This window comes from Bacteroidota bacterium (assembly GCA_020402865.1).
Lineage (GTDB): Bacteria > Bacteroidota > Bacteroidia > Palsa-965 > Palsa-965.
The window spans coordinates 105,130-119,566 of sequence record JADBYT010000024.1 but is presented as its reverse complement, the minus strand read 5'-3'; the positions used below and the strand labels follow the sequence as shown (position 1 = coordinate 119,566).

At 49.4% G+C, this 14,437-nt stretch carries 10 protein-coding genes; 3 read left to right on the top strand and 7 right to left on the bottom strand.

The window, feature by feature from the left end; all coding sequences use genetic code 11:
* The first annotated feature begins 6 nt into the window (after nt 1–6).
* Nucleotides 7–2,388: a penicillin-binding protein 1C gene (gene pbpC / locus IM638_15680; protein MCA6364478.1), complete on the top strand. Its 2,382-nt coding sequence runs from the start codon at nt 7–9 to the stop codon at nt 2,386–2,388.
* On the opposite strand, the gene IM638_15675 is transcribed toward pbpC, so the two are convergent.
* From IM638_15675 to IM638_15665, 3 genes are all read right to left on the bottom strand, one after another.
* Nucleotides 2,385–2,951, bottom strand: coding sequence for a hypothetical protein (locus tag IM638_15675; GenBank protein ID MCA6364477.1), 567 nt, complete (start codon nt 2,949–2,951; stop codon nt 2,385–2,387). The two genes, pbpC and IM638_15675, sit on opposite strands and share 4 nt — an antisense overlap.
* Nucleotides 2,951–3,991 carry an OmpA family protein gene (locus IM638_15670; GenBank protein ID MCA6364476.1) on the bottom strand — a complete coding sequence of 347 codons (1,041 nt, stop codon included), beginning with the start codon at nt 3,989–3,991 and terminating at the stop codon, nt 2,951–2,953. The genes IM638_15675 and IM638_15670 overlap by 1 nt, the downstream gene beginning before the upstream one ends.
* An 85-nt stretch (nt 3,992–4,076) precedes the next feature.
* Nucleotides 4,077–5,165 (bottom strand): T9SS type A sorting domain-containing protein, encoded by a 1,089-nt coding sequence (locus tag IM638_15665; GenBank protein MCA6364475.1) that lies wholly within the window; start codon nt 5,163–5,165, stop codon nt 4,077–4,079.
* Between the two features lie 739 nt (nt 5,166–5,904).
* Here IM638_15665 and IM638_15660 point away from each other — a divergent pair.
* On the top strand, nt 5,905–7,320 hold the full coding sequence (locus IM638_15660) for a DEAD/DEAH box helicase (protein ID MCA6364474.1): 1,416 nt from the start codon (nt 5,905–5,907) through the stop codon (nt 7,318–7,320).
* Nucleotides 7,321–7,393: 73 nt separating this feature from the next.
* Here IM638_15660 and murQ read toward each other — a convergent pair whose 3' ends face one another.
* Nucleotides 7,394–8,212 carry an N-acetylmuramic acid 6-phosphate etherase gene (gene murQ / locus IM638_15655; protein MCA6364473.1) on the bottom strand — a complete coding sequence of 273 codons (819 nt, stop codon included), beginning with the start codon at nt 8,210–8,212 and terminating at the stop codon, nt 7,394–7,396.
* A gap of 77 nt (nt 8,213–8,289) precedes the next feature.
* Entirely contained in the window at nt 8,290–10,719 is a 2,430-nt protein-coding gene (locus tag IM638_15650; GenBank protein MCA6364472.1) for a transketolase, read from the bottom strand.
* Between the two features lie 74 nt (nt 10,720–10,793).
* Here IM638_15650 and IM638_15645 point away from each other — a divergent pair, with 74 nt between their 5' ends.
* A complete protein-coding gene (locus IM638_15645; GenBank protein ID MCA6364471.1) occupies nt 10,794–11,744 on the top strand; it encodes a WD40 repeat domain-containing protein in 951 nt (316 codons plus the stop codon).
* Between the two features lie 31 nt (nt 11,745–11,775).
* Here the strand turns inward: IM638_15645 and IM638_15640 are convergent, their stop codons facing one another.
* Complete coding sequence (locus IM638_15640) at nt 11,776–12,543, bottom strand: hypothetical protein (protein ID MCA6364470.1); 768 nt, start codon at nt 12,541–12,543, stop codon at nt 11,776–11,778.
* Nucleotides 12,544–12,621: 78 nt separating this feature from the next.
* A complete protein-coding gene (locus IM638_15635) occupies nt 12,622–14,415 on the bottom strand; it encodes a T9SS type A sorting domain-containing protein (GenBank protein MCA6364469.1) in 1,794 nt (597 codons plus the stop codon).
* Nucleotides 14,416–14,437 lie beyond the last annotated feature (22 nt).

Here is a 14,437-nt window from a genome sequence, read left to right as displayed (position 1 = left end):
AAAACAATGGCTTTTCTGCGTACAAAGCGCGGAAGGCATGTGCTCGTTCTTACTGTTCTTTGTGGTGTATATGCGTTTTGCCTTCCACGCAACTTGTTTGAAGCTCCGTCGAGCACAGTTATTTTATCGGCCGACGGGCAGTTGCTTGGTGCGCGAATTGCAGCCGACGGACAATGGCGGTTTCCGGCGCGGGAAAAGGCTCCCGAAAAATTTTCGCAATGCCTCATTCAGTTTGAAGACCGCAATTTCCGCCAGCATCCGGGTGTTAATCCGTTGGCGCTGGCGCGGGCGTTGCAGCAAAACATTGGCGGAAAGCGTGTAATAAGCGGTGGCAGCACCATTACCATGCAGGTCATTCGCATGGCGCGTGGCAATCCGCCGCGCAACCTCTGGCAAAAAAGTATTGAAATTGTGCTGGCCACACGGCTTGAATTGCGTTACAGCAAAGACGAAATCCTTGCACTCTACGCCTCACATGCACCTTTTGGCAGCAACGTGGTGGGCATTGATGCCGCCGCCTGGCGCTACTTTGGCCGCACACCCGAACAACTCTCCTGGGCCGAATCGGCTACGCTGGCCGTGCTGCCCAACAGCCCCTCACTCATCTATCCCGGCAAAAACCAGCAACGCCTCAAAGACAAACGCGACCGCCTGCTCGAACGGCTCTGCACGGCTGGTATCATCGACCGCAGCACATGCGACCTTGCCAAACACGAGCCGCTGCCCGGTGCACCCTACCCGCTTCCGCGCCTTGCCCCGCACCTGCTACAGCGTGCAGCCGCAGAAGGACGGAACGGACAAATCATTCATTCCACACTCGATTACAACCTGCAGGATCGTGTAAACGGCATTGTGGCCAGGCATGCGCGCACACTTCGCACCAACGAAATTCACAACTGCGCCGCACTTGTGCTCGATGTGGAAACCGGCAACGTACTCGCCTACGCAGGCAATTCGCCCGCTCCGCTTACCACCGAACTCAGCGGCGATGAATATGGAAACGATGTGGATGTAATTACCGCGCCACGCAGCACGGGCAGCATACTCAAACCCTATCTCTACGCCGCCATGCTTACCGACGGCGAGCTGTTGCCCAATACACTTGTGCCCGATATTCCTACTGATCTCTCCGGCTACTCGCCCGAAAACTTCAACCGCACTTACGACGGAGCCGTGCCTGCACACCGTGCGCTTGCACGCTCACTCAATGTGCCCGCCGTGCGTATGCTGAAACAATATCGCGTAGAACGCTTTCATACGCTGCTGCGCCGCGCCGGACTGAGTACAATTACACGAACGCCCGATGATTACGGCCTGTCGCTCATACTCGGCGGCGCAGAAGGAAAGCTTTGGGATCTTGCAGGAACGTATGCCTCAATGGCGCGAAATCTCAACCATTATACACGTACCGGCAAAAATCTCCGCGCCGATTTTCATGCGGCCAATTACATGCACAATGAAATTGCCGAAGACTCGTTGTTGCGCAATACACAGGCACGCGCACCGTTTGATCCGGCAGCAACCTGGTTTACGTTTGAAGCCATGTCGGAACTTACACGGCCTGATGATGAAGCTGCATGGACGCAGTTCAGTTCGTCAAAACGTGTGGCATGGAAAACCGGTACCAGCTTTGGTTTCCGCGATGGCTGGGCAATAGGTGTAACGCCCCGCTACGTAGTGGCCGTATGGGCCGGAAATGCGGATGGTGAAGGACGCCCGGGCCTCACCGGCATTGCAACCGCGGCGCCAGTTATGTTCGATATTTTTGCCATGCTGCCTACCGGCGATTGGTTTACTGCTCCGCTTAACGATATGCAGGAAATTGAAGTGTGTAACGAAAGCGGACACCGGGCCCTTGACATTTGCCCCAAACAAAAAATGCGCGTACCCAAAGCCGGACTTAAAAGCGCGCCATGCCCGTATCATCGTACCGTACATTTAAACAGTACCGGTGAGTACCGCGTAACCAGCGATTGTGAATCGCCGGGTAATATGCAGCATGTGCCGTGGTTTGTGCTGCCGCCCTCGATGGAATTTTATTACAAAACAAAAAATCCAGGATACCGCGCCCTGCCTCCGCTCCGGGCCGACTGCATAAGCGGATCAGGTAATACCCGGGCCATGGAGTTCGTGTATCCGCGCGATGAACCACGGCTGTTTATCCCTACCGAATTAAACGGCAGGCCGGGAAAAGTAGTTTTTGAAATTGCACACCGCCGCCCCGGCACAAAAGTATTCTGGCATCTCGACGAAGAATATCTCGGCGAAACAAAAGACATACACCAGTTTGCCTCAGCTCCCGCAGAAGGTGTACACACGCTTACGGTTGTGGACGAACAGGGAGAAACAATTTCGATGCAGATTGAAATTGTAAGTAAGAAGAATTAACCCAGGCGCGTATGTACCTCGCGTTCCACAGCTTTAAATAACTGCCTCGGCTTAAGCGGCCGCCAGCTCATTTCATTCAATGCACCGCCCCAATGAATGTACCAGTCGAGGCGGGCACGTTTCATCTCGGTAAGCACATGCTCACGGAAATTGAGAAATACAATCCAGCCTTCGTCCACTTCCTCAAACCATTCTTCGTAATAACTATCATCGGAATAATGAAAGTTGAGTACGTTTTCACCAATGAAAATAAATTTATCGACGCCTTCAAACATAATTGACTCAACCACATCGCGCTTTAAAGTCATAATATCGTTGTAAAGCGCATCATTCCATTCGCCGATCAGTTCAATGATACAATAACGTTCATCGTAATCCACAAAAAGAATTTTCATAAATAACGTGGTTGAGCCGAACTCGTCCCACTGCGGATGCAGCAGGTAATTGTAAATCTGATTGGTGAATTCAAACTCACTGTATTCGCGGCCGTAAAAAGGCGAACGCTCATCGTCTTCGGCCATGTACTCGTGCCGCCAGTTGAAGTAAGGTTCAATTGTATGCATCAGTCTTTCAATAGTCGTATTTCCACACGGCGGTTTTGCTGCCGTCCTTCGGGCGTGGTGTTTTGTATTAACGGTTCATTTTCTCCTTTGCCCGCAGTTTGCAGGCGTACAGCAGAAATCCCTTTTTGTACTAAATAATGTTTCACGCTTGCTGCACGTGCTAAACTCAGCCACATGTTTGCCGTCGAATCACCTTCACTGTCGGTATGACCGGTGATGCGTATTTTTTTCTCCGGATGGCGGAGCAAATAGGTGGCAAGCACATCCAGTTCGGCAGTTGAGTTTGTGTCAAGTCTGTCGCTGGCGGTGGCAAAAAGCAAATTACGGAGCACAAGCAAATCAGTATTCACAAACAATTTTTCATCATCTTTTGTTTGCGCTTTCACCTGTGTAATTTTTCGGAGTTCAAATCCGTCAATGTAATAATGTGTATAACGCTTATAATTCACGTTTCCATATACTTTTCCGCTAAGCGAATCTTTCCAGTGAAACGAACCAAATAACAAAACACGTTCATTCCCTTTTGCCTTATAGGTTTGTTTTAATTCAATCCAGTTTTCTTTGTCTGCAAATCCGTTTTCATTGCGCCAATACATGGCCGGCGGTTCCCTGAGCAAGGGTTCGCCGTCAAATTCATCCACTTCAGCCGGCAAAAAAACAACGCCAAAATCAGTAAGCACATCTCCCGGTTTCATTCCATCCGCACAACTGATACGAACGGTAAACTGATACACACTGTCGCGCGATAACGTTCGTGTAAGTTTTGTTTGCAGAAACTCGCGGAAACCGGGATAATTACAGATGGCCGTCATAGCCTCACCGTCAAACGGTTTTTGTGAACCGTATTTATTGTCTTCCGGACGCTGACCGGGATTTGCCTTCGTGTGGTAATAATCACCAGCACCGGCCTGATAAGGCACCGACCATTGTGAGATACAGTATTTCGCAGGATTTTTTTTATCAGGGAAACCTAAGTAATCTTCAAAACCGGGATTGGGAATGAGATTAGGATTTTGTGCGTGTAGTATTACTGAAAACAATAAGGAAATAATACAAAGCAGACAGTTCGCAAACCCAGCTTTTTTTGAACAGACTAATAACCTGACATAACAACTTGTTTCACTATTATCTGTGAACGAACAGCTTTTCCCGAATCTTTCCTTTTTCAGTAAATACTTCCACATAATAAATCCCTTCATTAAGCGTCTGTGCATTTACCACGCATTGTAAACCATCATTTGCATGACGAAGAACTAGCCGGCCTGTTGCATCATAAACACAAACCAAATTTACAAAAGCTCCTTTAGTTTCGATATGAAGATAATCAGAAGCCGGATTCGGATAAATCACAAGCCCGGGTAAAACTTCATCTGTTGAAAGCCCTAACAGTATTGCATCGGGCGTAAATACGCCTACCGTATCATTTCCCTTACGGTAAGCCACTAGTTTTTCGCTATATATAAACCCGTCAGGATAGCCCACTGTGCGGAATGAAGCACGTACCATACCTAAACCTGCTACATAGGCACTTCCTGTATGCGTGAACGAAGGGTACATATTAATTCCGTCATAAACCATATATGTGGTATCCGATCCACTGGAGAGATTTTTTGCCCCCATTGTTCCCCAAAATGTATATGTGGAGCTGTCAACCGGATCATTCCCGCCAATTACGACACCATAGTTCCCCAACGAATCAATAAAGTGGCGGGTTTCATACCAGACTTCATTTGTAAATAAAACTGAATTGCCATCGAGCATGTGAACAGTGTTCATAAATGCGGCATTTAAACTCACCATTTGATGATGATAACCATTGGCTGCATGATTTGCTGAATCGGTAATCGTGAATGACCCGCTAACAGGAGTGAATAAATAACTTGTAGCATTTCCGGGAGGATTATTCAGATAATCATAATTCATGGCCGTGTGTGCACCTGAATAAGTATAAGTAATGCTGCTTCCACTATCTGTTCTCGAATTGATTGTAATTTTAGTGCGGTGATAGTCGTACTTCTGAAACGTTTCGTGATGCTCGGAAACATACTCAAACATATCACCGGGCTGAAAATCAAAAAAATCTTTTACACCCGGTGGTTTATCACCGGTATTCCGGTTTTGAATACCGGCTATTCGGTAATAAATTCCGTTGCCGGTGGGCCATTGTACAATACCGTGGTGCTTGGACCAGATCAGCGAATCGCCTGTACTCAACAGCGCAAATTTAAGTGAATCAGGCTGACCGAGCACCGTTCCGGTATATTCGGCAATAATTTGTGCGGCAGTATTTGAACTGGCATTAAACATCCATGAGTTTCCAGTACTGCCAAGTGTATGAATTTCATTTACGCTGGTGCCTGTATTTATTTGACAGATTCCGGCTGTTGATTTGAGCATACTGTAACCACAAATTGCCTGCGGCTGATTGAGCAGCCCGTAACAGGTTTGACAGTTAATCGGCCCAACAGGGCGATAAATACCGCTATCCTGCCCGATCTGATTAAATGTAAATGTGGTATCGCCATTATTAGTAGAATAATTCTGAACAAAAAAAGTAACAGAAATTACCTGCTCCCCGTCTAGTCGATAATGAAATGTATCATTAATTGTTAAGGGGGCCCAGTTTTGTGAAAAGGCTGAAAATGAAACAATCAACAGAATAAAAAAAAGGGATAAACATTTCATGGATTAAGGAGTTTAGTGAATTCAAGTTAGTAAAAGAAAACCCATTTCATAGAAGTAATGAAAAACCTTGCAAACCAATTTTGCATAATTTCCGGCAATTCAATACTAATATCAGCCGCTAATTCATATCTTTGCATCTGATTTCATCATTATCGTTTCTGTTTATCTCTGCCTCACGGTAAATCAACAGCCTCGCGTCCACGAAATCATTTCTAGTTATACACTGCCAAACGAAACGACGCACGGGGCAACCAAAATTTTATTGAAAATGCAATTTCAGGATCTCGGGCTGAACGAACAGCTCGTGCAGAATCTTCTTAATGAAGGTTATGTACAACCTACGCCTATTCAGCAACAGGCAATTCCTCACGTATTAAAGCGCAGCGATGTTTTTGGCATGGCGCAAACCGGTACCGGTAAAACGGCTGCATTCGCTTTGCCGCTCATTCAGCTTGTAAGCGGCGAATCACCGCAACATCCATCGCACCGCAAGCCGGTTATTCTGGTGCTTGCCCCCACACGCGAACTTGCTTCGCAGATAAACGAAAGTTTTATCGTGTATGGCAAAGGTGTAGGCCTGCGCACTGCCGTAATTTTTGGCGGTGTTTCGCAAAAGCCCCAGGAAGAAGCACTGCGACGCGGCGTGGATGTGCTTGTAGCTACTCCCGGTCGTTTACTCGACCTTATGAATCAGGGCCTGCTCAAGCTGGATACCATCCGCTATCTCGTGCTCGACGAAGTGGATCGTATGCTCGACATGGGCTTTATTCATGATATTCGCCGCATTCTGCCCAAGCTGCCCGCACAACGGCAAACACTTTTCTTCTCGGCCACTGCGCCCGACGAAATCATCAAGCTCTCCTCTGCGCTGCTTCGCAATCCGGTTCACGTGCGCGTGGCCGCAGTTTCCGCTCCGGCCGAAACCGTGCAGCAATCATTCTTCTACATTCCGAAAGCCGATAAGCCCAAACTGCTGCTGCACCTGCTCAGCACCGAAGTGCATGAACGTGTGCTCGTTTTCTCGCGCACCAAGCACGGCTCCGATCGTATTGCACGCGTACTTACCCGCGCAGGCATTACGGCAGCCGCCATACACGGCGATAAATCGCAGGGCGCACGCGAACGCGCACTCGACGGCTTCAAGAAAAGCACCGTGCGTGTGCTTGTGGCCACCGACATTGCCGCACGCGGCATCGACATTGACGAGCTTACCTGGGTAATCAATTACGATCTTCCCGAAGTAGCCGAAACCTACGTACACCGCATTGGCCGCACCGGCCGCGCAGGCACAAACGGCAAAGCCATTTCGTTCTGCTCCGACGAAGAGAAGGATTACCTCACCGACATCCGCAAACTGGTGGGCAAAGAAAAAATTGCCCTGCGCCCCACACCCGAAGTGGGCGGAGTGGATGTTCCTTCGGCCAAACCCGCAGCCAAACACGCCTGGGCACAAGGCCGCGACCGCAAAGCACCGCGCTTTGGCAAAAAGCCGGGCAGCAATTCGGGCAACGGACAAAGCAACGGCGGAAACCGCAATCGCATCTCACGCAACGATGCTTCTTCACCGCAATCGCAGCAGCAGCCCCGCGCACAAAAGCCCCAACAACACGGCGAAAGTAATCCGGGCAAAAAACGCAGCCGAAACAGAAACCGCAACAAGTTCAGAAAACCTGCGGTGGTTTAATTTTGCTTCACCACAAAAAACTCCGGCACAGAAATTCTGTGCCGGAGTTTTTCTTTATACGTAGTGAAAGCTTCTACTTCCCGGTTTCACGCGCAAACCGCTCCACCGCCTTGCGCACACTGCCTTCATCCTGCAACAGCTTTGCAGCGGCTTCATACTCAAGCCCTGTAGCCTCAATAACCATGCGTACACCACGGTCGATGAGTTTGTTATTACTCAGCTGCATATCCACCATACGGTTGCCTTTTACGCGGCCAAGCTGAATCATAGTGGCAGTAGAAATCATATTCAGTATCAGCTTTTGTGCTGTACCGGATTTCATGCGGGTGCTGCCGGTCACAAACTCAGGCCCCACTACAGCCACCACCGGAAACTGCGCCACCGCAGCAAGCGGGCTATCGGGATTGCAGGTAATGCAGCCGGTGGTAATTCCTTCGGCATTGCATTTTTCGAGCGCACCAATTACATACGGTGTAGTACCCGATGCAGCAATGCCAATCACCACATCCTTATTGCTAATTATATATTCCTTCAAATCAAGCCAGCCCTGGTTGCGGTCGTCTTCGGCAAACTCCACGGCTTTGCGTATGGCTTTATCACCGCCTGCAATAAGGCCGATTACAAGCCCATGCTCCACACCAAACGTAGGCGGGCATTCCGATGCATCCACAATACCCAATCGTCCGCTGGTACCTGCTCCCATGTAAAACAAACGTCCGCCGGCTTTCAGTTTTGCCACCACCTGAGCCGTTAATGCTTCAATTTGCGGTATTGCTGCCGCCACAGCATGCGGCACGGTTTGATCTTCGTGGTTGATGTGGTGAAGAAGTTCGTGCAGACTTTGCTGCTCAAGGTTGTGGTAATTCGACTCGGATTCTGTGATACGTTTCAATGCGTTGAATTTGAAAGTTGATTTTACAAAAAGAGTCGCCGTTCATCCGGCGACTCTTTTTTAATTATTTGTATTGTTTAATACAACGAAGGCCACTTGGCAGGATTTGCTTCGTGCATCATTTCATATACAGTTTCGTAAATATCTTCGGCAGAAGGCTTGCTGAAATAATCGCCGTCTGAGCCGTATGCCGGACGATGCTCCTTAGCAGCCAGTGTGCGCGGATTACTGTCGAGCCAGCGGAAACCGCCCTGTACTTCCATAATCTGTTGCAGGATGAATGCGCTTGCGCCGCCGGGTACATCTTCGTCAACCACCAGCAGGCGGTTTGTCTTTTTCAATGATTCGGCGATGCGGTGGTTGGCATCAAAAGGCAGCAGTGTTTGCACGTCAATTACTTCCACACTAATATCAGCCTGCTGGAGCTGGCTGGCAGCTTCCATGGCCAGACGCAGCGTGGGGCCGTAGCTTACCAGCGTCACATCAGTTCCTTCGCGCAGCGTTTCGGGCTGGCCGAGCGGTACACAGAACTCACCCATGTTTTCGGGCATGCGTTCCTTGAGGCGGTACGAGTTGAGCGGCTCCACCACAAGGCCCGGATCGTCGCCGCGCAGCAGTGTGTTGTAGAAACCTGCGGCCTGCGTCATGTTGCGCGGCACACACACATGCACACCACGCACGGCATGAATAATCATACCCATGGGCGAGCCGGAGTGCCACACACCTTCGAGGCGATGCCCGCGCGTGCTGATAATTACGGGCGCTTTTTGTCCGCCCATCGTGCGCCACTGCACAGTTGCAAGATCATCGCTGATGGCCTGCAGTGCATAGAGCAGATAATCGAGGTACTGAATTTCGGCAATCGGCCGAAGACCGCGCATGGCCATACCGATAGCCTGACCGAGGATGGTGGCTTCGCGGATACCTGTATCGAACACGCGAATGGTGCCGTATTTTTTCTGCAGGCCTTCGAGACTCTGGTTTACACCGCCAATTCCACCGGCATCTTCGCCGAAGATGCACACTTCGGGATATTTCTTCAGAATAGCGTCGAAGTTATCGCGGAGAATTTCGTAGCCGTTAAGCTGCTTTTCCTCACTGCCGTAGTGTACAGGCACAGGTGTAAGCTGTGCGGCCGCGCCGGCGGTTTCGCTGGTAAGTGTGGAGCTGTAACGTGTAAAGTTGACAGCCGTTTGCTGTTTTACCCATCCGGCAAGGCGTGTGCGGGAAGGGATGTTTTCGTTGCGCACATAGCGCAGCGCACCGCGTGCAGTTACAAAAATATCGCGGCGAATAGGGTCGGTTGTTTCGGCAAGCGTGTTGCGCAGTTTGGTGATGAATACGCCGTTTGCGCTTTCAGCAGCAAGTGCATCAAGCAGGCTGAGCACTTCTTTTACTTCGGCCGATATGGGTGTGGTAAACGCTTCCCAGGCTGCGCGTCGCGCATTACGCACGGCTTCTTTGGCCGACTTTTCAATATTATCAAGCTCCTCGGCAGTAGCTACACTGTTGCTGATAATCCAGTTGCGGAACCGCAAAATGCAATCGAAATCTTTCTCCCACTGCAAACGCTCCGGCGTTTTGTAACGCTCGTGCGAGCCTGAAGTAGAGTGCCCTTGCGGCTGGCACACCTGCTCCACGTGAATAAGAACGGGTACGTGCTCTTCGCGGCAAACTTTGGCAGCTTTCTCGTAGGTTTCCACAAGGTGCGGATAATCCCAGCCACGTGTTTTGAAAATTTCAAAACCGGGTGTATCGGCTGTTCGCTGAAAACCGGCAAGTGCTTCGGAAATACTTTCTTTGGTGGTTTGGTATTTTTTGGAAACCGAAATTCCGTAACCATCATCCCACACCGAAACGAGCATCGGAATCTGTTGCACACCGGCCGCATTCATGGCTTCCCAGAAATGCCCTTCTGATGTAGAAGCATCACCAATAGTACCGAATGCTATTTCGTTTCCTTTATCAGAGAAAATGCTGTATTGCGAAGCGTGCAGCAATTCGTTGTGACGGTAATGTTTTGATGCCAGCGCCAGCCCCACCAGACGGAGCATTTGCCCTGCAGTGGGTGAAATATCGGACGATGAATTCTTGATCTGCATGAGATTCTTCCACGACCCGTCGGCATTGATGCTACGGGTGGCGTAGTGTCCGTTCATTTGTCGGCCTGCCGAAGAAGGTTCGGCTTCCACATCGGTATGCGCGTAGAGTTGTGCAAACCACTGCTGCACGGTAAGATTGCCGGTGGCCAGCATAAAGGTCTGGTCGCGGTAGTAGCCCGAACGGAAATCGCCGTTGCGGAAAACTTTGGCCATGGCAATCTGAGCAAGTTCTTTCCCGTCGCCAAAAATTCCGAATTTGGCTTTACCGGTAAGTACTTCTTTACGGCCGGTAAGGCTGGTTTCGCGGCTTTCAAAGGCAATGCGGTAATCATTAAGCACAATGTCTCTGAAATTTTTTTCGGCGGCAGAAACCGATACTGCCGGGCTGACGGCTGCGTTGCTCATACTAATGCGCAGTTTAATGTGAATGAATGAAAATCTCTTCCGCGAATTTACGCAAAACCCTCCATCTTTGCAGTATGAGTGAACCGGTGATTCGCAAACGGCATGCCCTTACCGGCCATAGTGGCGCAGTATATGCACTGGCTCAAGGGTTTACACACAATCAGATCCTTAGCGGAAGCAGCGACAGATTTATCGCTTCCTGGGATCTTGAAACCGGGCACCAGGGCGGATTTACGGCCCAGCTGCCTGCGCCGGTGTACAGTTTGCTGCATCTTCAGCCGCAAAACGTGCTGCTGGCCGGAACAGGTGCAGGCAGCATACATTTTATTGATACGATAAAGCGAAGCGAGATTAAAATTTTGCAACTGCATGCGGCCGCCGTGTTCGACCTGCTGGTGGCGCCTGCTCATGGCCTGTTTTTTTCGGCCGGTGCCGACGGGCAGCTGGCCGTGGGCGATACTGATACACTTGAGTTGCTGAAAATCCGCAAACTCTGCACCGGCAAAGTACGCGGCCTTGCGCTGCATCCAAACGGCAATTTGCTGGCGGTGGCTTCGGGCGATGGTAACGTGCGCATTTTCGAGCTGCCTGCAGTAACCGAAATTGCCTGCTTCGAAGCGCATGCCCAGTCGGCAAATTGTGTGAGCTGGTCGCCCGACGGAAGTTTCCTGCTTTCGGGCGGAAAAGATGCACACCTGAATGTGTGGGATGAAAATTACAACCGCATCGAATCCATTCCGGCCCACAACTACGCCATTTACAGCATTGTATGGTCGCCCGAGGGAAATTACTTTGCCACCGGCAGCCGCGATAAAACAGTTAAAATCTGGGATCCCGCTACGCGTAATATTATTGTACGTCTTAACCGCGAACGTTTTAACGGCCACCACAATTCGGTAAACCGCCTGTTGTGGAGCAACTATCACGATCTGCTCATTTCCACAGGCGACGATCGCGCCATACTGGCATGGGAAATACACGATGAAGGCCGAAACGTGCTCAAGGCTTTGGGATTAAGAACGTAATTATTCCCGTTCAGGAAATAATTATCCCGGCTTACTTCTTTTTCTCTTTTGCCACATGTTCCCATGTGCGCAGTAATTCACTGGCTTTGTAATGACAGGTGCTGATACCATTCCGATATTCCACCTCAGCAATCGGGAAACGGAATTTGTAAATATTATACATTATTCCCGCAGTGGGCATTTTTTCTTTTGTTTGAAAACGAGGTAACCCGTTCTGAATATCGTCAGCAACAATGCCATGGCGGATAATTTTTGATGTAACCAGTTTTGTGCCGTCGGCCGAAAACCACCAGTTACATTCGTCGTCGTATTCAATACGTGCGGGTGATTGCATTTCGGTAAATGCATTAACCTGAATAGAAAGATCTGTATTAGCGCGCACGTAAAAACGTTTGGCTTCGGGCCGGTGATACTTCTGGCTAAGTTGTTTTGCATGCCAGAGTGCGCGGGCCATGGCATCACACTGTGTGGTATCGCCGGTGCGGGTTTGCTTTTCTACTTTTCCTTTTTCGGAAACAGTATAGCGTACCTGTTTGAACAGTCCGTTTGAATCGAGTTTTCCGGCAAATACCTGCCAGCCGGTGTTTTTTGTATTTTGAATGCAAATAAGTGTTTGTCCGGCCACTGATGCGTCGGCCTGTTCTACCAGTTGCTGCGCGGTATCGCATTCAAGCATCCAGATCACATCACGCTCGGTTTGCTGGAAGGCTTTAATATCAAAACCGGGCGGTAAACCAAACTGTGCAGGCAGCACGGTTGAGCAAAAAGTGAAGAGAATGAAGCAGAAAAGTGTTTTCATCGGCACGTTTCAGGGCAACGATTATGCCATGATGAAGGCAAAGTTAGAAATGCCCTGATTTTATGCAAATCCTCTTCCCTACTGCTTCACGAAATGCACATGCCGGTGCTTTCCGAATTCCTCATCGTAAAGAGAAACAATGTATGTGCCCTGCGGAAGATCATCAATTTGCAGCACAACTAAAGCCGATACCGTTTGAGGAGTGAAATACTGAGTAAGCATTACCCTTCCCAGAAGATCACGCACTTCAATTGTGTATGGTGATTCTTCTTCATTGTTCCATTGAAGTACCAGCCTGTGTAAAGCCGGATTCGGAAATACACTCACTTCATTGGCCTGATCCATACACGATTCACGATTAAATACACGCACCGGAAAAAGTGCTGAAGCTCCGTTATAATCGGTCTGGCGTAAGCGATAGTAAACCACTGCCGGATGTTCGCTTTGATCAGTAAATGAATAGTGGCTGGGCGACGAACTGTTGCCGGCTCCGTTTAATGTGGCAAGCGTATAAAACCGGCTGCCATCGTCGGAACGTTCAAGGGTAAAATAATGATTGTTGGTTTCGGTAGCGGTTTCCCATACGAGTTGTGCATTGCCGTTTACATCGCATACAGCAGTGAAATAGTTAAGTTCAACGGGCAATACCTGATTGACAAAGCAACAATTGCCGCCACTGCTTACCAGATAGGAACTGGCCCAGCAACCGTATTGGGTAAAATGATAACGCAATGTACCGCCAAACTGCGTAAGGAAATAGTGTGCAATTTGCCCGGCGGTATTACATCCGCCCTGATTGCCGGTGCTGCAGCTGTAACCACAAACCATATTACTGCTGCCATTTGGATCGGTCATGGTGGCTGAAGGATAAAAACTTACAGAAGTAACAGCTGCCGGTGCCCCATTTATACTGGTATTGATTACACCGCTGCAATGTGCATTGGCGCCGTTGAAGCCCACGTAGCGCACCTCGGTTACATTTGCTGCAAATGTGCCGGAAATGTTTATCGTTACACCTTCATACGTACACACGCCTATTTTCAGATTGGGAATATTCTGATCGACATTGATGTTGAGTATGCCGCCATCGTAGTTTGAATAAATAATCACATTCCCGTTCGGGTCGCAGGAATTGGTAATTAACGAGGGTGTCCAGATGAAAGTACGCCCCGAAGGCGGCAGAGCCGTGCTGCGACTTAGTACGGTATGTGTATTCAGTGTGCCGGCAGTGGTGGTGAGTGCCCAGGAGGAAGCTGTGGTTTTGCGGCGGTTGTTGAAGTCGGCATTTGTGGCACCGCGCAAACCAATTTGGGAAACAATGGTATTGGTGGCATTGGTTGCCCCGCATGTGCCATAGCGCACCTGAATTACATTGCTGGTTTCCAGCAGCCGGATCTGAAAATTCCAGTCGGCACCGGCATTGTTATCGGCCACCCTCCTGCAATTACTCCACTGAACCACAAAAACACGGTTGGGAGCAATGCCGGTGGTGGCATATTCGATAACAGAACTGTTGCTGATGAGATCAATCCCCATCGCAGAAACGGCACCATTGTATCCCGTTGCGACAGAAACAGGCGTTGTTCCCGCTGCCGCAGAAACAGTAGCTCCAAAAGTGATATACCCGTTTCCGTTTACACTGCACGAAGTATAACCCACACTGTTAAACGTAAATGTAAATGGTATAGGCACACTCACCGGCGCAGGATCATTCCACCCGGCAGCGTGTATTACTGTTCCCGAAACAGCAGTATAAGTGGCGGCTGTTTCGGAAAACGAATACAAGCTTACCTGCGCCTGCAAAGCAAGACAGCACAAGCTACCAAGCAATGCGGCAATAAATTTTGAGGACTGATGTTTAAAGGGGTACATACGTAAATGTATTCCCAAAATA